Raw genomic sequence first — 21,843 nt, forward strand, 5'->3', positions numbered from 1 at the left:
CGATGTCCGTCCCGTCCATGATGTCCGGCAGGCACACAATCCGCACCATCACTGTGCCCTCGGACGCGACAAACGGGGGCGGAGGTTCCCGTCACCGGGTTCGTCGCATCGTCGGAGCATGTCGTCACTTCTGCTGGCACTCCTCTGTCTCCTGGCACGGCGCCGACTCGCCGCGGTAGCACCGGTCGTCGTCCTGCTCACCGGGGCGGCGGCCGTCGCCGCGGCCCGCGGGACGCTGTCCGACATCGGCGCCGTCACCGGCGTGCAGGCACTCGCCCTGTCGGCCGGTGCCGGTGCCGCTTGCCTCGTTCACCTGGCCGAACGCGGCGGTCGCGCGCTGCCCCGGCAGATCTCCCTACTGCTGGCGGTGAGCGGCCTCGCCGCGGCGACGGCCGTGGCGAGGCCGGCCGCCCTTCGCGGCGACGGGCAGGGCGAGGACCGGTACGTCGTCGCGGTCGTGCTGGGCGCCGCCGTGCTGACGGCAGTGCTCTGCGGCGACCGCGGCCCCCTGGCACGACTGCTGTCGGTCGACCTGCTCACCGAGATCGGCCGCATGTCCTACAGCCTCTTTCTGCTGCACCTCCCTGTGTTCTGGCTGCTGCGACGCGGCCAGCCCGGCCTCAGCCCTCTCGCCCTCTTCCTGGTCGGGGGCGTGGCGACCTGGTTCCTGTCGCTGCTCGTCCACTACCTGCTCGTCGAGCGCCTGGCCGCCCGCCCCTGGCGTCCCGGGCGGGCCGTCCCGCTGACCCTCGCCGCATACACGGCTCTGGCAGCGGGCGCGTACGCCTTGCCCCTGCTGACGCCGTAGCCGCCCCGTCCGGCCGCTGTGACCGTGAGGGAGTTCCCAGTGCGGTCGGTATGCCCCCGAGCGGTGGGCGGGCCGGGCCTGCGTGTGGTGCGGCATCCCGCTCACGGTCGGCGCGGTGTCGCAGGGGATCGCGCGCGGCCGGACAGGTGCCGTGGTCCTCGACGCCGAGGTGTGGGCGTGCCCTGGGTGCGCCGCGGCTGAGACTCCCGTCCGTCCCCGCACCCCGGAAGCTCTGAGGGGCGGGCGGGACCGGGCCCCGGCCGGAACGCGTTTCCAGGCCGGGGCCGCTCCATGTGCGGGCCATTCGGGTGAGGCGCAGACTGGCCGCAGGGGGCGACCCTCTGGAGGCGCCATGAGGCTGAACAAGGAGATCGACTGCACGGTCAGGCTGGGTCTGCATGACACCAGTGATGATGACGTGGCGATCCTCGTGCGCGACGTCCGGCGGAGGAAGCACGAGGTCGCGATGCTCTGGGAGCCGGGGAACGACTGCGCCCTGACCGTGGACTTCGACGATGACCTGGAAGGCGCCCTGGCGCTCGTCGAGGCGGCAAAGGGGCTTGAGACAAGTTCCGGCAACCACGACTGAGCCCTGTGATCGTCTATCTCTCGGGCCAGCAGCGGGCCAGCTAACGATCTTCAGGCGACCGAAAACGGCACGAGCCCCAGTCCAGACGCACTCTGAACTGGGGCTCTTCCGTAGGCCCTGTGGGACTCGAACCCACAACCAATGGATTAAAAGTCCCCGTGATCTTGTGCTCAAGAGTCACGGGGACTGATGCACTGTCCGAAAGTGACTGCTCAGAGTGGGTGTACCGTGACGCGCGGTCCGGCCGTGACTGGCCTGTGGGGCGCCGTCCGCTCACGCATCGCTCACGCGATCCGGGCGGTGGTCACACGTATTCGACGACCGAGTGCGGCACGTACGGCGCCTCCAGGCGGTTCAGCTCCTCCTCGAGGACCACGGCCGGGCGTTGCGGGACCCAGGCGAGCGCCGCCTGGGCCATGGGGATGCCGCGCTCCGCGTCGAAGCCGGCCCTGCCGATGCGGGGCAGGTAGGCGTCCGCGAGCGAGAAGCCGGGCAGGTGCCGATCACCGTGGCCGGTGGCCGTACGGATCACGGTGGCGATGACATCGCGGCTGAGCGAGGCGAACGCCTCGGTGCCGTACTGCCGGAAATACGCGCGCTTGGCCCGGCGTATGTCGATGGGCTTTCCATACATCTCCGGGACAGGGCCGAGGAGACTTGCCGCAGCGGTGCATCACCTCCAGAACGGAGAGCGAGGCGTGGAACACGGCGTGGACCGTGATCGCGTCCGGAACCGGGGCCGTGGAGACCAGGGCAGCGGTGCCGCCGTCGCCGCACACCACTCCGTAATCGCAGGCCCAGCGGTCGAAGTCGTGGTCCGGGAACACGTCCCCAGCCGTCACAAGACAGTGACCGCCCGGGTGCGTGGCCAGCCAGGACGCAGCGAGATCGAGGGAGAGCGCGGCGCCGTTGCGATGCCGGACGAGCCGGCCGCCGCGTACCCGGTCAGTCACCGCACACCCTGCGGTACGGCACGTCACGCACGTAGGTCCGCCACTGCGCCCGCGTCAGCCCGTCCCCTCCCGTCCGCGCGCACACCGCCCCGGCCGCCGTCGACGGATCGATCGGGTAGCGCTGGAGAGGCGCGTGCGCGCTTCCCGCGTACAGCGTGCCGCTGTCGGCGCTGAAGGCGACCGTGACGATCGCGTCGCCCGGTGTCGTGAGCGGGCGGCCGAGCGGCTGCTGGGTGGCGATGTCCCACAGCTGGAGGCTGCCCGCCTCGCCGCCCACGGCCAGCGTGCGGCCGTCGGGGCTGATGGCGAGGGCGCTGACGGCCTCGGAGCTGTCGCCGGTGATCGCTTCGGTCAGGGCGTCCGGAAGTGCGGGGAAGGCGTTCGGCAGGGTTCCCTCGCGCTGCCGGAGCTTCCCGTCCCAGAGGGTCACACGGCCCGTCTGGTCTCCGGCCACCAGCCGTGAACCGTCCGGGGCGAAGGCGAGGGCGCCGATCTCGTCGCCCTGGACCAGGTTGTGCGGCGTGGCTTTACCGGCCGGCAGAGCCGCCGTGCGGTCGTCGCCGACCAGGAGAGCGCCGTCGGGACGGACGGCCAGATGGCTGCTCGACAAGGCCGCGACGACCCCCGTCCGCCGGTGCCGATCTGTGTCCCAGGTCTCGTTGCTCAGCTCGCCGATGGCCGGGGTGCGGGTGAGCTGGAGCGTGCGGGCGTCCGGGCCGAGGGCGATCGTGATCACCGCTCCGGCCGACGTGCTCGTCGCCAGGTCCAGCGTCGTGCGGACCCGGCCCCGGGTGACGTCCCAGAGCGTGAGGCGCTGCGGGGCCGCCAGCCTGCCGGGCGCCGAGACGGCGTACGCGAGCGTCCTGCCGTCGGGGGCGAAGGCCAGAAGGGGTTTCGTGTTCTGAGGGAGTACCGGCTGGGAAGGGGCTCGGGAGACGGGAAGCGGCGTGGCCGGAAGCCTCTTCAGCAGGCGTCCGTCGCGGATTTCGCGCAACTCGAAGCGGTAGGAGGCGCCCGTACGGCGCGCGGTGGCGAAGGTGCGGCCGTCGGGGCTGATCAGCACCTTGTCCAGCGGCTCGTCCTGCCATGCGGACGTCACGGCCGCGGCGACGTCCAGGGAGTGGACCGTGTCGCCCTCCAGGTAGCGGAGCACCGGGCGCTCGGGGTCCCAGGCGAGACCGCCGTACAGGTGCTGGTTGTTGAGGGGGTGCCGGAACACCGGGGCGTCGGCGCCCCGCCGCCAGACCCTGATTTCCTCCCCGTCGGCGGTCGCCAGGAAGTTCCCGTCCCTGCTGAAGGCGACGTACTCCGCTCTCGTGTCGGGGAAGTCGGCCAGTTGCTCCCCCGACCGGACGTCCCAGACCCGCACCCCGCTCGGGGTCACCGCGGCAAGCCGCTGCCCGCCGCCGAGCACCAGCTGCGAGCGCTCGTGGCCGCAGATGTCGCCCACGCGTTCCCAGCGCCCGTGCACCGTGCTCCGGTCCGTCATGTCGCGCACCTGCACGGGGCCGTCCGCGGCGGGGCAGACCGCGAGGAGCCGTCCGTCGGGGCTCCGGGCCACCGTCGCCATGCTCGCCGACTCGGTCTCCAACAGCAGCTTTCCGTCCGCGTCCGAGTGCACCCCCACCCGGACGTCGTCCACACGGCCCACGGCGTACGTGCGCTCGGCGAAGTCCACGAGGGTCGAGGCCGGCAGCCGGTCACCGAACCACCGTCCGGCGGCCGTGTCCCACAGCCGTACCCCGTCGTCCCCGCCGGCCCCTTGGATCCCCAGCAGCCGCCCGTCCGGACTCGCGTCGACCACACTGCCGCCGTCGGGCAGCCGCCCCGAGGCGATCGGCCGGTGCCGTGCCACGTCCCAGGTCCGCCAGGTGCGTCCCTCGGCGCTGAGCAGTGTGCGACCGGAGTCCGTCAGACGGCGGACGGCGCCGTCGCCCGATGCCGGGTCGCTGAAGGCGTCGCGTTCCCGCTGGCCGAGCGAGCCCAGCAAAGCCCGCCGGGTCTCCGGCAGCTCGGCCACCCGCCAGGCGGCGACGCCCAGCAGCTGCGCGGTGCGCGGGTCGGTCGTACGCAGGGCGTCCGCGACGGTGGCGATCCGGCGGGCCGCGTCGTCGGTGCGGCGGCGCTGGTTGCCCCGGGCTTGCGTCCAGGCCACCAGGCCGGCGACCAGCGCCACCGCGAGAACCGCCGACAGCACACCCACCCCGGCCCGCGCCCGGCGGGTCGAGCGGGCCGCGGCCTCGCGTTCCGCCTCGCGGGCCGCCAGCGCGGCGACGAGGAACTCGCGTTCCGGCACGGTCAGCGCGTGGTCGTGCTCATGGTCGGGGAACAGCTCCGTCGCACGCGACAGCCGGGTGCCCCGGTACAGACTGCCGGGATCGCGGTCGTGCTCCAGCCAGGCGCGGACGGCCTCGGTCAGCCGACGGTGGTGGCGCAGCCGCTCGTGGTCCTCCTCGATCCAGTCGTGCAGCCGCGGCCAGCAGCTGATCAGCGCCTCGTGGGCGAGCTGGACGCCCTCCTCGTCGACGGTCAGCAGCCGGGCGCGGGCCAGCCGCTCCACCACCACCGGCACATGGGGGCACGCCCACTCCTCGCGCTCGGCCCGGCTCAGCGGGCGCCGAGTGTCGGGGGCGCCCTGACCGGGCTCGACCATCCGCAGCAGCAGCCTCCGGGCGGCCTCCGCCTGCGGTGCGGTCAGCTGCCCGTACGCCTCCTCCGCGCTCGCCGCGATGGCGCCGCGCACGCCGCCCGCAGTCTCGTACGCGGCGAGGGTCAGCAGCCGGCCCTTGCGGCGCCGCCAGGTCTCCAGCAGGGCGTGCGAGAGCATCGGCAGCCCGCCGGGCTCGTCGAGGACCTCCTCCACGATCCGCGCGGTCAGCTCCCGCTCCACCAGAAGCCCGGCCTGCTGCGCCGGCTTGACGACCGCCTCCCGCAGCTCGTCCGCCGTCATCGGCCCGACCAGCAGCCCGGCACCACGCAGCGCGTCCGCCAGGTCCCGGTGCTCACCGCAGCGGGGGTAGAAGTCGGCCCGTACGGCGATGAGGACCCGCAGCCGGCTCCCGGGGTCGCGGGCGGCGAGCAGCAGGTCGACGAACCGTGCGCGTTCGGCCCGGTCCCGGCACAGCGTGAAGACCTCCTCGAACTGGTCGACCACCACCCAGCTCTCCGGCTCGTCCTCGGCCGGGGTCAGCAGATGGCCATACGTGGCGGCCGGCCGTTGCCCGGGAGTCAGCACCCGCAGCACCGCCGGGCGGCCCCGGTCGGCGATCTCCTTCTGGAGACGGGGTATCAGCCCGGCCCGCAGCAGGGACGACTTCCCGCTGCCGGAGGCGCCGAACACCGCGGCGAACCGGTGCCCGCACACCAGCTCCAGCAGCTCCTCCACCAGCCGGTCCCGGCCGAAGAACAGCCCCTGGTCGGCCGGCTCGAACCGGGCGAGCCCCCGGTAGGGCGGCGGCGCGTCCTCGTCCTCCCGGGTGGCCCCCAACGTCTCGGTCTCGGCGTCCTTCCAGCGGGCCTCCCACTCGCCGGGATCGCCCCCGCAGGCGCGCACATAGCCCTGGAGGACGGCGAGGGACGGCAGCCGGTCGCCGGCGGCGGCCTGGGACAGCGTCGTCGCGGAGAAGCCGGCCGTCTTCACCATCGTGCGGTACGAGGGGCTGCCGGCGGCCTTGCGCAGCTCCCGCAGGTCATGGGCGAGCCGCTGGATGGGACCCGCCGCCGGGTCCACGGGTCTTTCGGGACGCCCCATGCGCTCGTACCTCCGTACACCTGGCGAAAGCGACATCTGGAGCGATGACCATACGAGTCGCCGCGTAAATGCCGGGTGGCGTTCAGATGAAGTAAAGGTGGCGCCGGACGGTCGATCGCCACCAGGTCATCTGGTCGACCTGACAAATGGGACGCGCCGCACAACGTCCGGGTTGCACTCCGCAGGGCGAGAACGTGCACGAAAACATCACACCCCCACCGGGTCGCCTCAGTCCGTACCGTGGGGGCCTGTCGATCTCCGAGGGCTGCCGCTGTCGGCGACGACATCGGCATACCGGTGCACGACGGTACGGGAAACGGCCTGCACAACGTGGGCGGGGTCGTTGTTCGCCCTGGTGAAGCAGGCAGAGATGGCAGTCGACGGCGCCGACGGGGCCGACGGGGCCGCTGCCACGGGAGTAGCTGGGCCGGGGGTCGTCGTCGCGAAGGAGAGCGTCTTCGGCGGCGAGCAGGGCGCGGGCCGCTGCAGGCTTCTCACCGACGGCGGCGAACGCGCGGATGCCTCAAGCAGCCCCACCACTGCGTCGACCTCGTCGAAGGAGCGCTGCCCCGTGGACCTCGGCCAGGAGGGCGCCGCCCAGCGCTACTACCAGGTTGGCTACCAGCTGGCCGCGGCGAAGCGGCCGGCCAGGACTGGCACGAGATCGACCTCGACACCGGCCTCATCACCCCAGCCAAGGAGATCGTGGTGGACGGCTGGGACCTACGAGTCCGAGCCGAAGACGGACGGCAGCGCGAACACGATCGCGCTCGACAGCATGACCATCTCCGAATTGCGCGACCACAAAGCCCGCCAGGAGAAGGAGCGCACGCAGTGGGGCACCACCTGGCGGGACACCGGCAAGGTGTTCACGAAGGAACACGGCTCCTGGCTCCACCCGGAGACAGTCTCAGAGACCTTCCGCCGCATCCTCGCCACGACCGACCTGCCCCATCACCCTGCGGGACCTACGCCACGTCGCCGCGACGCTCACGCACGGAGGCGGCGGCGACATCCACGCGGTGAAGGAAACGCTGCGGCACTCCACCATCACGCTGTCCTCGGACACGTACACGAGTCTGTTTCCTGAGCTGGACCGTGAGATCGCCGAGAAGGCGGGGAAGCTGGTCCCCAGGTCGCGTCCGGCAGCTGCTGATTCGTCCGCCCAAGCCGCACCCGATCCGCAGGCCACGGACACATCCGCTCACGCAAGGGCCGAAAACGAGGAAGCGTCCGAGTCGGCCGAAGCTGACCCGGACGCTGCGTAGCAGGTCAGAAGGGGTTTCCCCTCCCTGCATCCGTAGGCCCTGTGGGACTCGAACCCACAACCAATGGATTAAAAGTCCTGGCGGGGTTCTGCTGGGTGGGTCCGGACGCTTCTCCGGTGTCCGGACCCACCTGGTCAGAACATGTGCTGTGTGATGCAAGGTCCAGGTCACGGCGCCCTATGGGGCGCCGTCCGCTCACGCATCGCTCACGCAATTGCCCTGCGTGACCAGCGGTATATCGCCATCGCAAGGGCACGGGTCCCAGGTCAGTAGGGCACCGACGAGCTGTCGCTGGATTTCCGAACCTGTCGCAGGGCCTTCTCCTCGGCGAGCATGTGCAGAAATCCGCGGACCCGCTCGATGCGGCCGGGATCGAGTTCGACCACGACCGTCTGCTCGCTGTCGGAGGGCTGGGCGCGGGCGACGACGGTCCCATCCGGCGCGAACACCGCACTGTCACCGGCGGTCGGGCGGTTCGACGGGCCGCCGACAGGATTGGTGAAGACGCTGTAGACGGTGTTCTCCAGCGCCCGGGCGGCCAGATAGACGGCGGCGCGATGCTCAGCTCCAGCGGCGAAAGCGCTCGGACAGAGGTACGCGTGTGCGCCGGAGAGTGCTGCCTGCCTGGCATGCTCCGGGAATGACATATCGTAACATATCGCTACTCCCAGTTGCCAGTCGTCAACCTGCACCATGCCACCACCCCCCTGGCCCGCAGTGAACAGGGCGGCTTCATCCAGCTGCCACAGATGCTCCTTGTCGTACACGACCGAAACCGTGGCCAACGGGTCGACCATCAGGACGGAATTGGTCAGTGCCCCGTCGGCTCTGCGGACAGCCGCCCCCGTCAGTACGGTCCTGCCCGAGCGCACCGCGGCGTCCACGAGCGGCTCCAGCCGCAGGTCGTCCACACGGTTCGCGCCGTCGGCCGCGACCGTGCCGCCATGCTGATCGGCGGCCAGGGCATCCAGGTCATAGGCACACAGATGGAGTTCGGGCAACACGGCCACACGCACTCCGGGTGCGGCGATCGAGTCCAGGAGGTCCGCCGCGCGGCGGGCGTTGCCCTCCACGTCGCCGGTTTTCGCCCTGGCCTGCAGGACGCCAACGCGCAGAGCGGTGGAGGGCAGGTCGCCGGTCATCAGCGGAACGTCACGCCGAGACGGGCATAACCGGGCTCTGCCCCGTCACGCTCGACCTTGACCCTGCTCCCGGTGAGTCTCGATGCCTCGACGGGAAGGGGGAGGTCAACGAGAAAGTCCCCGTACTCGGCAGAGGGGTGGCAGCCCAAGTCGACGGTCTCACTATCGGACGTCAGCAGGGTAACTCGCCATTCGTCGGCTCCGTCGACCGCCGGCCCAGTCGCGGCAACCCGAAGCACGTCATCCGCGACCACTTGAGCGGTCACTACGATGGCTGTGCGCCGCAATGGTGCGCCCAGGGCGTGCATCCCCCCGTGCTTTACCAGCGGGCGACGGTTCCCGTCGGGCAGGTGGACGGCCACTGCTTCGCCGACGTACATGGTGTGCACGGGGAAGGGAACAGTCTCCCGCAGTACGCACTCCAGGCTCACCACGCCGCCCTCGACCCAGGGGCTGCTGACGGCCTCCGGCTCACCGAACGCGATGAGCTCACTGGCGGTCTTGTCGATCGTGTCCAGTGAGAAGCTGCCCGCGAAGTCCGCGATTTCTGGCTGGTCCTCCGAACACAGGGTGAGGCTGAACTCTCCGGTGCTCTCGATGAGCTTGCGGGAGGTGGCACGGGGGCTGAGTACGACAGCCGCGTACAGCGGATCCTTGTTGACGAAGTATGCCCATTCGGCCGACATGACGTTCACGTTGTCGCCGTGCCGAACAGACACGAGCCCGACCGTTGTAGTGGCCATTTTCCAGAGTTGGGCAGGAATGTCCCGGGGCACGGTGTCGCCTCCATCATGGATTTGGATGAAATTTCCGATTTAGAATGATCTTCGATCATCCTCGCACGTCATCCTAATGTTCCCCTGCAAGTCGGGGGCAAAGATTAGCCATGTGCCGCCATCCGACTTTCTTCCGCCGCGCAATTTCCGGATTTTCGCAGGTTGGTCTGCATACCTCCCCGCTAAACATGCACGGATGTGACGTGCGTCACGTCATGGGGTGTTGCGCTCATTGTTGAAGCGGCTCAGTATTTTGTGCTGCGCAATCATTTCCTTGCGCATCGATCGTTCCGTCGAAAGCGGGAGGGGGTGTTTCGAGATGAAGAAGCCGATTCGCCGCAACGTGCGCGACCTCAAGTAATCGACCAGTCGGCCCGGGCCCGCGTAAATGGGGGCCGGGGCCGACTGATCAGCGAAATGGGGGATGCATCCCCCGTATGTTTGGTGAAGGCAATCCGGGAGGGTGTCCATGGAGCTGACGGATCGCGTCATGAGAATCATCTGGGTCGAAGGAGAGGGCCTGGTGATATCGGACTCCTTCGGTCGGGTCCATCTCCTCGATGAGGAACTGAGAGTGGTTCGTTCCTCCCCCCGAGTCCGGCAGGGACGACCGTTGTACGGCTTGACGGTGGCCGGTCGGTGGGTGATAGGACGGGACCGGATGGGGGCGGTGTTCCGGTGGTCCCTCGACACTCTGGACCTGGTGAACCGCCTCGATCCGGCGACAGTGTGCGATCCCGCCACCCTGATTGAGGGAGAGGAACCGTCTCCGGTCAGCGCCCGGGGCATCGGCGTTTGGGATGGTCGGGTCTTCGTCACGGCCGGTTACCACCATCAGATGCTGGTGATCGACCTGGAGACCTTTGATGTCTTGGAGGTCCGCCCCGGCATGTTCGGGCACAGCCCCATGGAGTGGGCTTGCACCGAACACCCGACGCTCCATGCGATATCAGACAAAGAGGGAAGCCTGCGGTTCGGAAATTTCGCCGACCTGAACTTCCCGGACCACGTGAAGTTGGACGAAGGTAACATCCACCGGGTGCGTTACGACGCCCTGCATGACCGCTTCTGGTGCACCCAGGACTTCGGCGAGGGCGAGAATTCGGATATCGCCAACGGTGTTGTCGTCGTCACGGCGGACGGCGTCAAAGAGGGTGAGGTTCTCTTCGCCCGCGACGACGTGGAGTTCGTTGCCTTCTCACCGGACTTCAGCAAGGCGTATTCCGGTGGGTTCGACGGAGAACTCCATATCTTCGACAATTCCTCGCGGGAGCTGAAGATCGAGCACACGGTCACGGGCTTCTCTCATCAACTCTCCGACATCACTGTGACCCCGGCCGGCGATGTATTTGTGCTGTGCCAGGACGGTGAGATCGTCAAACTGACCGCCGATGGCTCATTCGTCAAAGGCATGGGATTCCGCCGACAGGCTGTCTGGGACATTCAGCCCTCGATCGAGGACCCGTCGGTGCTGTACTGCGCCACCGATTCGGGAGTAGCGGTCGTCCAGGTCCATCAGGCCGCGACAGGGCCGACCCTCCACATCCTGGAAGACCATGTGACGGGCTACGGTTTCACCCGCCGCGTCGCCGCCGTCGAAGGCGGGTGGATCGGTATCAGCCGGGACCGCCGGGTCTTCCGTTCCCGCCGGGGTGGAGAGCTGGTGTGGAGCAGGCCACTGCCCGACGCCCTGGTGCACACCGTCAAGGTTTCCCCGGACGGCTCGCGTGCACTGGTCGCGAGCAACGCCTGTGCCACGGAACTGGATGCCGACACCGGCGAGACACTGGCGACCCTGGGCGTGGATGACTTGCCCGTGTGGACGGGCACCTACCTGCCGGACGGCGACCTTGTGCTGGGCACCCGAAACGGCGTCATCGCCGTCTTCGGACCGGGGCAGAGCGAACCGAAATGGCGCCTCGACCAGGGCCAGTACCCCAAACGCATGTGGGCGCAGGACGGCTTCGTCTACGTCGTCGGGGAAGGCGGTCTCAAGGAGATCGCGATCGGGCAGGGCGTAACACGAACGTGGAGAGATCTCCTCTCGAACACCCCCGAGAACGCCGTCGTGAACGAGGGCCTGGTCTGCGTCAGCTCGTACGGCATGCAAGTGGCCGCGTACACCTACGAGGACAACGACTTCGTCGGCTTCATGGAGGATCTGCCCGACTACCCAAAGGCGTTGAAGATCGTTCGTGACGGTGCGGGCCTGCCGTTCCTTCTCCTCGGATGTCGCACCGGGCTTTTGTCGCTCTACCAGCTGAGCAAACCGGCGGAGGAAGGCACGTTCGCGAAGCTGGAGGACGTCTGGCTGCCCCGCAGGAGTGCCGCATACACGCTGGACCGGCACAGCGCCCCCGTCGACTGATCGACTGGACGAATGACGTCACCTACAACGGGCGAAACGGAACCGGCTCCCTGGCAGGATCGCCGCTTTGTGATCTTCGCGTCCGGGAATTTCGTCAACAACATGGGAGAGGCCGCTTACAAGGTCGGTCTCCCGCTGTTCGTGTACGAGCTGACAGGTTCACTGGCGACAATGTCGCTGCTGGCGGCGCTCACACCGGCCATGCTGTTGATCAGCCCGTGGCTCGGGGCAGCCGTGGACCGCTGGGGGCCGCGTGTGTTCGTCGTGCCCGGTCTGCTGGTGCAGCTCGTGGGGGCCGTGTCGCTCAACCTGGTCGTGCTGGCCGACCATGTCTCCGTCGGGGTGCTGTTCGGTCTCACCGCGGTGATCCAGCTGGGCGGCGAGATGTACCGGATGGGCTGGATCACGGGCGTACCGGGCATGTTCCCCGAGAACGCAGCCCGGTCGAGGGCCGTGCTCAGCAGCCTGTTCGTGACGTCGAACATCGTCGGTCCGCTGCTGGTGGCCGCCGGGGTCGGTCTCGTCGGGTATCTGGGGCTGATGTGGTTCAACGCGGCCACGTTCCTCGCGCCCATCGTGGTCTGGCTGATCGGCGTTCACCCCCCGGCCCGGACGCACACGTCGGGGCAGAAGCGGCCGGGACTGGCACGGTCGGTCGTCGAGGGCTGGCGCGTCGTCAGGGCCGAGAAACGCGTGTGGTACGTGCAGCTCACCGCGCTGCCGCTGCATTTCGTCAGCGGTATCGGCGTCCTCTCGTTCATGGTGTGGTACCTGCGCGACCACTGGCACATCGCGGCCAGCGGGGTCAGCGCGGCTCAGGCGGTCGCCAACCTGGGGGCCCTGGCCGGCAGCGTCTACATCGCGGCGCGTGCGCGGACCCGTCCCCGGGTGATCCTGGCCGCCTCCGCCACCGTCATGACGGGCGCGCTGTTCCTGATGGCGCTGCCCTCGGCGTGGAGTTTCATGGCATGCATGGTCGCGTTCTTCACCGTGCGCTCGGCCATGACGGCGGTGTCCGCGATGATCATCGTGAAGTATCTGCCGTCCGAGTTCGTGGGGCGGGCCGAGGGCCTGTTCAACCTCATGGGCGGTGCCACCGTCCTGCTGGCACCCATGCTCATTCCGACGGTGCAGGGGGCGTGGGGCAGCACCGCGGTCCTGATCATGCTCGGCACCTCCGCGGCGCTCTCCCTCGTCTGCCTGGCCCGCTTCTGGCCCCGGTGGACCGACACCGGCGCCCCACCGGCCGCCACTCCCGAGGAACAGACGGCCACCAGCCAGTAACCCAGCTCCCAAGGCGCAAGGGATCGACTATGCGTACGATCGACCTGCCGGAAAACCCGTCGGGGCATGCAGCCCCCCTCACCCACGTGACGTTCCGTGCCGATGGCTTACGCCTGGCGAGCGCCTCATACGACGGCACCGTGATCGTCTGGGACACCAGCACACCGGCCCGCCCGGTCCGCCTGGCCAGGCTCAGACACCGGCGCCTGGTCAACTCCTCGGCGTGGAACCCGGTCACCCCCTCACTGCTCGCCACCGCATCCGCCGACAAGACCGCAGCCGTCTGGCGTGTGGAGGACGACGGAGCCAGCAGCCTCGTCACCGTCCTGGCCCGGCACACCGACGACATCAACTCGGTCGCCTGGATGCCGGACGGCCGCAGGCTCATCTGCGTGTCGGAGGACGGCCGCGCCACGGTGTGGGACGCGACCACCGGAGCCTTCCTGTCCGAGATCGGCTCGCACACCGCGCACTGCATGATGGTGTCGGTGAGCACCCAGGGCCTGGTCGCCACAGTGGGCGAGGACGGCCTCGTATCAGTGACGGCTCCCGACGGGAACGCGAGTCCCGCCACCCGCCGCTACGCCTCGTCCATCGAGGGCTGCTCCTGGTCGCACGACGGCACGGTCCTGGCGGTCGCCCGGGACGACGGCACAGTCGAGCTGCTCTCCAGCGAGTTGGAGACCCTCGCCTCCCTCCAGGTGTCCCGGTCGGCGGCGCGCAGTGTCGAGTGGTCCACCGACGGCGAGTCGCTCGTCATCGGTGCCTACGAAGGCGGCCTGCATTTCTACGACCGCTCAGGAAAGCAGCTGCGTCAGGTCGCCGATCCACGGATCTGGCCCAGGTCCGTGTCTACGGCCGGTGGCGTCGTCGCCGCGGGAAGCTTCTGGGGCGGACCCCACCTGCTCGCCTTGGAGGACGGCAGGGAACTGTACGCGCCTACGACCCCCACACACGGCCCCAACGCGCTCGCCCGCAGGGGCGAGCAGCTCCTCGTCGGCTGCGACTCCGGCGCGGTCGTGGCCCTCAACCCCGACGATCCGGGAGCACCCCCGCAGGTTCACCAAGTCGCTGACGGCCCCGTCCTCTCCTTGGCCGTACGGGGTGATGTCATCTACGCCGGGACCTACGACGGCAGGGTCATCAGCTGGGTCGGCGGACCGGACAACGGGGTGCGCACGGTGGGGGAGCCACTCGGTGCGCCCGTTCCCTCCCTGTGCCTGGACGGCGACGTCCTCGTGGCCGGCACCTACAACGGTGAACTGGTCGCGCTCGACCCCGACACGCTCGAAGTGATCGACAGCCAGGAGGCCCACGGCGGATCGGTCAAGTCCCTCGCCTCCCTCGGACGCCCAGGCTTTCTGTCGGCGGCGACCGACCGCACCGTGGCGTCCGGCGTGTACGGCGACCGCGTGACCCTGTGGGAGCACGGCAACCTGGTCAACGCCGTCGCCCAGCTTGACGGATCCATCGTGGCCAGCGCGTCCCGCGACCACACTGTGAAAGTGGGCCGCCTGGTGACCGGGCGGCAGGACGACCTCAGCGCTCCGCTCCGCCAAGACCGCGCCGCCGACATCCAGACCTTGCTCGGCCCCGATGAGTCCGTCAAATGTGTTGGTCTCCTCGGCTGCCCGGACAGCCCCGTGGTGCTGGCAGGCTCCTACGACTTCGGCCTGTACGCCTGGGAGATCGACTGGTCGGACAGCGCTGCGACGCTCGCCTCCGGCCGTGTCGTCGACGAGTTCGGACAGGGGCTGTCCTGCATGTTCGCCTGGGACAGCGACCGCGTCGTGGTCGCGGGCTGGGACGGCCGGATCGCCGTGGTGGGCCGCGCCCCGGGGGCCCAAGGCGCGGTGGGCGTGCTTTCCTCGATCCGTCTCAACGAGCTTCTGGCGGTGGCCGCATGACGGGCCTGACGACCTCCGGCACGCTCGCGCAAACTCCTGGCACGCCTTTGGAGAGCACGGTGGTCCTCCGGGCGAGGGTGGGTATCGTCCTGCGCCGGGCCGCCGGACGCCGTGCTGAGTTGGTGACCTTCAGAGGACTGCCCGATGGCGCCGAGCACCTGGTGTGTGTCGTGCCGCCACCCCCTGGTGCCGCGTCCCTCACCACGGCCGCCACCCCTCTGGTGCGCCTGCACAGTGAGTGCCTGACCGGGGATGTCTTCGGCTCGGCCCGGTGCGACTGCGGCCCTCAACTCGACGAAGCGCTCGAGCGCATCGCGGCCGAGGGTGGTGCAGTGGTCTACCTGCGGCAAGAGGGCCGCGGCATCGGCCTCTACAACAAGCTCGACGCGTATCTGCTCCAGGATCAGGACATCGACACCTTCGAGGCCAACCGGCGCCTGGGGCGCGGCGCCGACGAGCGCGACTACGCCGCTGCGGCAGCCATGCTCCTGGCCCTCGGCTTCTCCCGGGTGCGGCTGCTGACCAACAATCCCGACAAGGTGAACCAGCTCCGGACCCTGGGCGTGGACGTTGAGAAGGTCGTCCCCACCGGGGTGCACGTCACCCGCGAGAACATCCGCTACCTGGAGGCGAAGGCGCGCATCGGCGGCCATCTGCTGAGCGGGCTGGTCGACCGGATGGCCGACGCCCCGTCCGACGCAGAGGAGACACAGCTGTGAGACTGGCCGATGTGGCTCACTCGCCCCACTTCAAGGAGCACGCCGACCTCGCGGCGTCCGGACGCGTGCCCGGCCCCGGGCACGGCATCCACAACATCTCCGGAGCCGACCCGGCGAACCTCGTGGCCACCGTGGGAGATCCGGACGTTCCCCTCGCGGGCCGGCTGGCCGCAGGGACCCTGCTCGGTCTGATCGGCGACCCCCGCATCGGGCCCGTACCGGACACCGTACGTGTCCCGGCGGTCGCTGCCACGATCGGCCTGCCTGCGAGCCAAGTGGGACCGGTCACGCGCGCCTGGTCACACGTAGGCGTCGAGGAGGACTGGATCGCCAAGGAGACCCCGCCGCATACCGTGGACCTCGCCGAGTTCTGGCTCGCCGTGTATCCGGTCACCAACAGCGAGTACGTGCGGTTCCTGCGGGAGACCGGCCACGAGAGCCGGCCCACCACCTGGCACTTGGGGGCCTATCCCTGGGACCGCGCCAACCATCCGGTGGCCGGGGTTCAGGCCGAGGACGCCGACTACTACGCGGCCTGGCTCAGTTCCGCGACTGGCCATCCGTGGCGGCTGCCCACCGAGGCGGAGTGGGAGTACGCCGCCAAGGGCCCCGAGGGCCGCGAGTTCCCCTGGGGCGACGAGTTCGATGCCGACGCGGCCAACACCCGCGAGAGCGGCGTCCACACCACCACACCCGTGGGCGCCTTCCCGACGGGCCGGTCTCCTTTCGGCGCCCACGACATGGGCGGCAACGTCGAGGAGTACGTGTCCGACAGCTACACGCCGTACCCGGGCGGCCCATTCGTGGACGACCATCTGGTGCAGACCATGGGTACGTACCGCGTCGCCCGAGGCGGCAGTTTCTGCCGCTTCGGCGACCTGGCCCGGACCCGGCGACGGCACGGTGCCTTCCCCGGCCCTCTCTACCCCGTGGGGTTCCGTTTGGTGTCCGGCGAGCGGCCATCATGATCCCCGCCGAGGGCGCATTCAGCGTTTGTCCCGGTCCTCGATCGCGTCGCCTACTACTCAGTTGCGGGCCTGCTGTCCCAGGATCTGGAAGAACGGGCGCTTCTGGTCGTTGGTGCTCCCCCAGAAAGACAGGGCCGCTACATGGCGGCGCCACGGTCAGCGGGGACACAGAGCGGATAGCGCCCGCAGCGGACCGAATTCCATCAGGCCGTCCTGTGGGAGATCGCCCGTGCATGGCGAGAGGTACTCGATGGATACGTGGCTGCGCGTGCTCATGCCCCAGGGATACACCTTCCATGGTCCGCGTGCCCCCGAGTTTCGACGTCGCAGCACACGACGCGAAGCGCTGCTACGTGCCAATCAGCGGCTGAATCGGATCATCACGGTAAGTACCGGCGAGGCCGGTGCCGGCTGGCTCTGGGTGCAGGCTGGAAGCTCAGGAAGAGTTGGGCGAGGTGGTAGGTCTCGGCGAGGGCGACGGCCGCCCGCCGGCGGTCTGCCCCTTCGAGGGCCCGCGCGGCGTGCTGAGTATCTGGTACATGAACCACGTCCACCGCGACGCCGGCGAAGCCGCCGAGGCCCGTGTCGAACTCGCCGAGCAGGCCGCCGCGCTCCTCACCGGCCGGGAAGACCCAGAGCACATTGCCCGCCGAGGCGTCCTGTACCTCGCCGTCGCCCTGTCGTACGCCAAGACCGGGCAGACCGGGGACACGTGGCGGTACTGGGACAAGGCCGACTCCGCTGCTCGCACGTTGGGCGACGCCTACGCACACCCTTGGCTGATCTTCGGCAGGGGCATCGTCGACGGGTACGCGATCACCATCCACAACGACCTCATGCAGCCCGCCAAGGCGCTGGAGGTGGCGGAGGCCCTCGACCTCGACCAGATCCCGTCGGCGACCCGCCGCTCGTACCACCTGATCGAAACGGCGCGGGCCCACAACATGCTCGGCGAGAGCGTTGCCGCCGTGTCCCTATTGGGGAAGGCGAAGCGGGAGTCGTCGGAGACGATCCGCTTCAACCTGCACACGAGGAGCGCGCTGCCGGAGCTGGTGAAGTCGGGGCCGCGGATGGTGCGTCAGGACGCGCTGGAGTTGGCGCGGGACCTCGGCGTACCTGCTTGATCATCTAAGAGGTAGGAACCCTACCCCTTGGTGAGGGGGTAGGAACCCTACCCCCTCCCACCACCAGCCGCACCTACCGTCAGTAGCACAACGATCACTGACGCGGGGAGCAGCATGACCAGCCTGAGAGAGGACCTCAGAGCCGACGCCCTGGCGCTGCCCGACCCGGCGAAACTCAACGCCGACCAGGTCCGCGGCGGCCACTGCTGCTGGTGCGACACCCCCCTCACCGCCGAGTCTGCCGTCGACCTCGGCGAGCGCCGCGAACCCGAGCACTGGTTCCCGCGCTGCTGCACCGCATGCATACGGGCCGCTGACCGCTCCCACATCGGCATGTGCGAGACGTGTGTCGAGGAGCCGGGCACCTGCCAGACCGCGTCCGCGCTGCGGCAGCTGGTGCGGGAGCACGCGCGGTGAAGGGCCCTCAGCGCAGGCGCCGCCCCGTCTGGTGCTCATGGCACGACGGCCTGAGCGACACCGCATTCCTCGTCCGCGTCCACGACGGAGCAGCGTCAGGCCCTAACGGCGGCCTCCTCTACGCCTGCGCCCGCTGCCGCGAGCAGTACGGCCTCACACCGCTGACGGAGCGTGCGACATGAGCACCCCGCTCCCCGCTGCCACCAGCCTCACCTACGGCCAGTACTCCGGCTGGGACTGCGTCTGGTGCGGCAAGCGGCTCACCACCGGCGCCGTCAGCACAGGCAGAGCCCAAGGATCGTCCGGCGCCCACGACCTCAGCATCGAAGTCTGGGCCTGCCCGACATGCGCGTACATCAACGGCCTGACCGACACACCACCACTCCCCGGGGGAACAACGTGACCTGCGACCGCTGCCACAAACGCATCAACCCCGGCGAGCCCTACGACGAGCTCGCCCCCGACTCAGCGTCAGGCGCCGCACCCAACGTCCGCCTACACCGGCGCCCCTGCACGCCAGTGCCACGCCAGACTGCCCCGTCGGGGATAGGCCGCTAAAAGCTCCCCTGGCGCCGTTTACTGGAGTTTCCGGCGCCGGGGTGAGACCGCCCAAGGGTTGCCCCTTTTTCTGCGAGGGGTGGGCGGCCAGGTGACCCGCCGCTGTCCCCCGCAGCGGCGGGTCACCGCACGAGATCCGAGAGTGGCACACCCAGGGCCCGGGAGAGCCGTAGCAGGGTCGCGGCGGTGGGATTGCTGCGGCCGGCCTCGATCTCCTGGAGGGTCCAGCGGCTGACGCCAGAGGCTAGGTGCAGGCGCTCTTGGGTCAAGTTCTGGTGGAGGCGCTCGGCCCTGATGCGGGCGCCGATGCCACGGAGCTGGTCCAGGAGCCAGTCATCGTCATCGGGCGGCGCATGCACCCGATACACGCTGGGCGTACGGTGATTTTTAGTCAGCCAGGTTTACCAGGCATTTTGTGATCAAGGAATCGGCGCAAGCCGACATGGACCCCCGCTACGGGAAGCCGAACACGCGATCCGGTAGCGGGATGAGCCCGCCGAAGGCGTTGGGGTCGCGAGACCCCGGACAGGACGCTGGAGGCGGGCCGGGCGGTCACCCTCACGGGTGGCCGCCCGTGCTCGTCGTCGCCAGGATTTCGGGCCAGCAGCGGGCCAGCAGAACGGCACGAGACGATACGAAAACGACTGAGCCCCCAGCTCTAAGTACCTCTGAGCTGGGGGCTCTTCCGTAGGCCCTGTGGGACTCGAACCCACAACCAATGGATTAAAAGTCCACTGCTCTGCCAATTGAGCTAAGGGCCCAGGCGATGTTGCCTCCCCGAGCATAGCCGGACGCGGCCGGGAGTCCGATCCGGTATCGGTGACCCGGCCGCGTCGGAGGGCCGCAAAAAGGTCCGCCGCAGAACAGAACGGGCGGAAGATCGGCGGGAGAAGAGCGAAATGGCGCCCCCTGCCCTACGGATCGCCTACGGATCAACCGGCTCCGCCGCCCCCTTCCGGGCCGCCTCCCGGGCCACGTTCCGCTCGTGTTCGGGGTTGAGGAACCAATGGCGGGCCGAGATGGTCCACCAGGCGGCGGCGAAGCCGAGGACGACGAGGACGGCGATGGGGGCGTAGTTGAAGGTTTCCCAGGTGACCGGGGAGAGCTGGGGGAGCATGAAGAGGACGGTGATCGTGAGGACCCACGCGACCGACACGACGCCCACCGTCCGGGACCAGCGGCCGAGGTGCCAGGGTCCCCGTTCGAAGGCGTCGCCCTTGCGGAGCCGTAGCAGGGTCGGGATGACGTAGGCGATGTAGAGGCCGATGACGGCGATGGACGTCACGGCCGCGTACGCCGTGACGTTGATCAGGTACGGGAGTCCGAGCACCAGCGCGCCGCCCGCCGCCAGCCAGACCGCCGCCACGGGGGTGCGCGTACGGGGGCTGACCGTGTGCCAGACGTGGGAGAACGGCAGGGCCCCGTCGCGCGAGAAGGCGTAGATCATGCGGCTGTTGGCCGTCACGGACGCCATGCCGCAGAACAGCTGCGCGCCGATGATGACGAGGAGCAGCAGCTTGCCCGCCGTCGCGCCGAGCGCGTCCATCAGGATCTGCGCGGGCGGCACGCCGGTCGCCGAGCCGAGGGCACCGTCGTACGACTGGATCGCGAAGGTGAAGCCCAGCAGGAGGACCAGTCCCGCGACCCAGGACGTCCAGATCGAGCGCACGATGCCCTGAGGGCCGGCCGTCGACGCGTCGTGGGTCTCCTCGGTCATGTGGGCCGAGGCGTCGTACCCGGTGAAGGTGTACTGCGCCATCAGCAGGCCCAGCAGGACGACGTACACCCCGCTGCCCCAGCCCGTGTTGTTGACGAACTCCCCGAACACGAACGACGCCGACTGATGGCTGTCGGGGACGATCGCGAGCGCGCCGACGATCACCACGACGCCGACCACGTGCCACCACACGCTGATGCTGTTGAGGAGGCCGACGATGCGTACGCCGAACGTGTTCAGCAGGCCGTGCAGCAGCAGGATCGCGGCGAAGAGGAGGATCGTCCGGCCGGGGGTCACCTCGAAGCCGAATTCGAGGTTCAGATACGCGGCCAGGAACGACGCCGCGCCGAAGTCGATACCGGCGGTCACCGCGACCTGCCCGAGCACGTTGAACCAGCCCGTGAACCACGCCCAGGCCGCCGCGCTCCGCTCCGGCGCCAGCCGGTGCGCCCAGAAGTACAGGCCCGCCGAGGTCGGATACGCCGAACAGATCTCGGCCATGGCCAGGCCCACGAAGAGGGTCATCAGGCCCACCGCGACCCAGCCCCAGGTCATCACTGCGGGCCCGCCGGTGTTCATGCCGAAGAGGTACAGCGTCATACAGCCGGACAGCACCGAGATGATCGTGAAGGAGACCGCGTAGTTCGAGAACGCGGACATGCGGCGGGCGAGGACCTGCGTGTAGCCCAGCTGGGCCAGCCGTTCCTCGTCAGACACCGGAACCGACACCGAGACCGGGGCCGAGGCCCCGGGCGCCCCACGGGCTATGTCGTCATCTGTCATGCCCCCAGCAATTCCCTCACCAGGTGCGTGACATGCGCCACACCATGGCCGGAAAACAACTCCGGCGCGTCACCACAGCCGGAAGGGCCCGTACGACCGAAGTCGTACGGGCCCTTCCCTGTCAGCCAGTCAGTCGGCGTCAGCCGTTGCGCTTCCAGCGCGGCTTGTCCTCGCGGCGCCCGAAGGAGCCGGTGCCGGTGCCGGAGCCGGTGCCGGTGCCGCGGTGGTCGTCACGACGGCCGTACGGGCGCTCGTGGCCGCCGGAGCGGAAGCCCGGACGGTCGCCCTGACGGTCACGGTTGAACGGACGGTCGCTGCCGCGGTGGCCGCCACGGTCGTCACGGCGGTCGAAGGAACGCCCACCACGGTCACGGTCGAACCCACGGTCACGGTTGTCCCGGCTCTCCCGGTTGTCCCGGTTGAAGCCGCCACGGTCGTCCCGGCGCTCGAACGTACGCCCGCCACGGTCATCCCGACGGTCATCGCGACGGAACCCACCACGCTCGCCACGGTCACGGTTGTCCCGGCTGTCCCGGTTGAACCCACCGCGGTCATCGCGACGCTCGAAGGTACGGCCACCACGGTCATCCCGACGGTCGTCCCGACGGAACCCACCACGGTCCCCGCCGCGGTCCCGGTCACGGTCCCGGTTGAAGCCGCCACGGTCGTCCCGGCGCTCGAACGTACGCCCGCCACGGTCATCCCGACGGT

At 69.3% G+C, this 21,843-nt stretch carries 16 protein-coding genes, 1 tRNA gene and 3 pseudogenes; 11 read left to right on the plus strand and 9 right to left on the minus strand.

The genetic code is table 11. From position 1 onward, the window contains the following. The first annotated feature begins 118 nt into the window (after window positions 1-118). Both F3T56_RS25240 and F3T56_RS46360 read left to right on the plus strand, forming a co-directional pair. A complete protein-coding gene (locus F3T56_RS25240) occupies window positions 119-808 on the plus strand; it encodes an acyltransferase family protein (protein WP_149827665.1) in 690 nt (229 codons plus the stop codon). 352 nt (window positions 809-1,160) lie between these two features. Beyond that, complete coding sequence (locus tag F3T56_RS46360; RefSeq protein ID WP_172639128.1) at window positions 1,161-1,397, plus strand: hypothetical protein; 237 nt, start codon at window positions 1,161-1,163, stop codon at window positions 1,395-1,397. 304 nt (window positions 1,398-1,701) lie between these two features. Here the strand turns inward: F3T56_RS46360 and F3T56_RS46365 are convergent, their stop codons facing one another. The 3 genes and pseudogenes from F3T56_RS46365 to F3T56_RS50130 form a co-directional block, all read right to left on the minus strand. Beyond that, entirely contained in the window at window positions 1,702-2,031 is a 330-nt protein-coding gene (locus tag F3T56_RS46365) for a hypothetical protein (RefSeq protein WP_172639129.1), read from the minus strand. Window positions 2,032-2,342: 311 nt separating this feature from the next. Beyond that, window positions 2,343-6,101 carry an nSTAND1 domain-containing NTPase gene (locus F3T56_RS25255; RefSeq protein WP_149827667.1) on the minus strand — a complete coding sequence of 1,253 codons (3,759 nt, stop codon included), beginning with the start codon at window positions 6,099-6,101 and terminating at the stop codon, window positions 2,343-2,345. A 370-nt stretch (window positions 6,102-6,471) separates the two neighbouring features. Continuing rightward, a pseudogene (locus tag F3T56_RS50130) lies at window positions 6,472-6,618 on the minus strand (tetratricopeptide repeat protein); the annotation flags it as partial. A gap of 113 nt (window positions 6,619-6,731) precedes the next feature. Between F3T56_RS50130 and F3T56_RS49790 the strand changes: the two are divergent. Continuing rightward, window positions 6,732-7,369 (plus strand): annotated as a pseudogene (locus tag F3T56_RS49790) (site-specific integrase); the annotation flags it as partial. A gap of 266 nt (window positions 7,370-7,635) precedes the next feature. Here F3T56_RS49790 and F3T56_RS25265 read toward each other — a convergent pair. Both F3T56_RS25265 and F3T56_RS25270 read right to left on the minus strand, forming a co-directional pair. Further along, window positions 7,636-8,511, minus strand: a complete 876-nt coding sequence (locus tag F3T56_RS25265) for a carbon-nitrogen hydrolase family protein (protein ID WP_149827668.1) — start codon at window positions 8,509-8,511, stop codon at window positions 7,636-7,638. Then, on the minus strand, window positions 8,511-9,254 hold the full coding sequence (locus tag F3T56_RS25270; protein ID WP_281291901.1) for a flavin reductase family protein: 744 nt from the start codon (window positions 9,252-9,254) through the stop codon (window positions 8,511-8,513). The genes F3T56_RS25265 and F3T56_RS25270 overlap by 1 nt, the downstream gene beginning before the upstream one ends. A 502-nt stretch (window positions 9,255-9,756) precedes the next feature. Here F3T56_RS25270 and F3T56_RS25275 point away from each other — a divergent pair. The 8 genes from F3T56_RS25275 to F3T56_RS25315 all read left to right on the plus strand — a co-directional run bounded on the left by F3T56_RS25275 (window position 9,757) and on the right by F3T56_RS25315 (window position 18,477). Then, window positions 9,757-11,655 carry a WD40 repeat domain-containing protein gene (locus F3T56_RS25275; RefSeq protein ID WP_216373007.1) on the plus strand — a complete coding sequence of 633 codons (1,899 nt, stop codon included), beginning with the start codon at window positions 9,757-9,759 and terminating at the stop codon, window positions 11,653-11,655. A 12-nt stretch (window positions 11,656-11,667) separates the two neighbouring features. Beyond that, window positions 11,668-12,939 carry an MFS transporter gene (locus F3T56_RS25280; protein WP_149827671.1) on the plus strand — a complete coding sequence of 424 codons (1,272 nt, stop codon included), beginning with the start codon at window positions 11,668-11,670 and terminating at the stop codon, window positions 12,937-12,939. 29 nt (window positions 12,940-12,968) lie between these two features. Continuing rightward, the gene (locus F3T56_RS25285) at window positions 12,969-14,846 is read left to right on the plus strand and encodes a WD40 repeat domain-containing protein (protein ID WP_149827672.1); all 1,878 of its coding nucleotides are present in this window, start codon (window positions 12,969-12,971) and stop codon (window positions 14,844-14,846) included. Continuing rightward, window positions 14,843-15,565 (plus strand): GTP cyclohydrolase II RibA, encoded by a 723-nt coding sequence (ribA, locus tag F3T56_RS25290; protein ID WP_149827673.1) that lies wholly within the window; start codon window positions 14,843-14,845, stop codon window positions 15,563-15,565. The genes F3T56_RS25285 and ribA overlap by 4 nt, the downstream gene beginning before the upstream one ends. Next, entirely contained in the window at window positions 15,562-16,533 is a 972-nt protein-coding gene (locus F3T56_RS25295; protein WP_149827674.1) for a formylglycine-generating enzyme family protein, read from the plus strand. Before ribA ends, F3T56_RS25295 begins: the two co-directional genes overlap by 4 nt. A gap of 446 nt (window positions 16,534-16,979) precedes the next feature. Then, a complete protein-coding gene (locus F3T56_RS25300; RefSeq protein WP_246203830.1) occupies window positions 16,980-17,657 on the plus strand; it encodes a hypothetical protein in 678 nt (225 codons plus the stop codon). 114 nt (window positions 17,658-17,771) lie between these two features. Further along, on the plus strand, window positions 17,772-18,074 hold the full coding sequence (locus F3T56_RS25305) for a hypothetical protein (RefSeq protein ID WP_149827675.1): 303 nt from the start codon (window positions 17,772-17,774) through the stop codon (window positions 18,072-18,074). A gap of 178 nt (window positions 18,075-18,252) precedes the next feature. Next, the gene (locus tag F3T56_RS25315; RefSeq protein WP_149827677.1) at window positions 18,253-18,477 is read left to right on the plus strand and encodes a hypothetical protein; all 225 of its coding nucleotides are present in this window, start codon (window positions 18,253-18,255) and stop codon (window positions 18,475-18,477) included. 277 nt (window positions 18,478-18,754) lie between these two features. Here the strand turns inward: F3T56_RS25315 and F3T56_RS25320 are convergent, their stop codons facing one another. The 4 genes and pseudogenes from F3T56_RS25320 to F3T56_RS48150 all read right to left on the minus strand — a co-directional run. Then, the gene (locus F3T56_RS25320; RefSeq protein ID WP_246203832.1) at window positions 18,755-19,000 is read right to left on the minus strand and encodes a helix-turn-helix domain-containing protein; all 246 of its coding nucleotides are present in this window, start codon (window positions 18,998-19,000) and stop codon (window positions 18,755-18,757) included. 320 nt (window positions 19,001-19,320) lie between these two features. Next, window positions 19,321-19,393 (minus strand) — tRNA-Lys (locus F3T56_RS25325). A 164-nt stretch (window positions 19,394-19,557) separates the two neighbouring features. Then, window positions 19,558-21,132: an amino acid permease gene (locus F3T56_RS25330; RefSeq protein ID WP_246203834.1), complete on the minus strand. Its 1,575-nt coding sequence runs from the start codon at window positions 21,130-21,132 to the stop codon at window positions 19,558-19,560. A gap of 139 nt (window positions 21,133-21,271) precedes the next feature. Beyond that, window positions 21,272-21,843: pseudogene (locus tag F3T56_RS48150) on the minus strand (DEAD/DEAH box helicase); the annotation flags it as partial.

The organism is Streptomyces tailanensis (assembly GCF_008386495.1).
Classification (GTDB): domain Bacteria; phylum Actinomycetota; class Actinomycetes; order Streptomycetales; family Streptomycetaceae; genus Streptomyces; species Streptomyces tailanensis.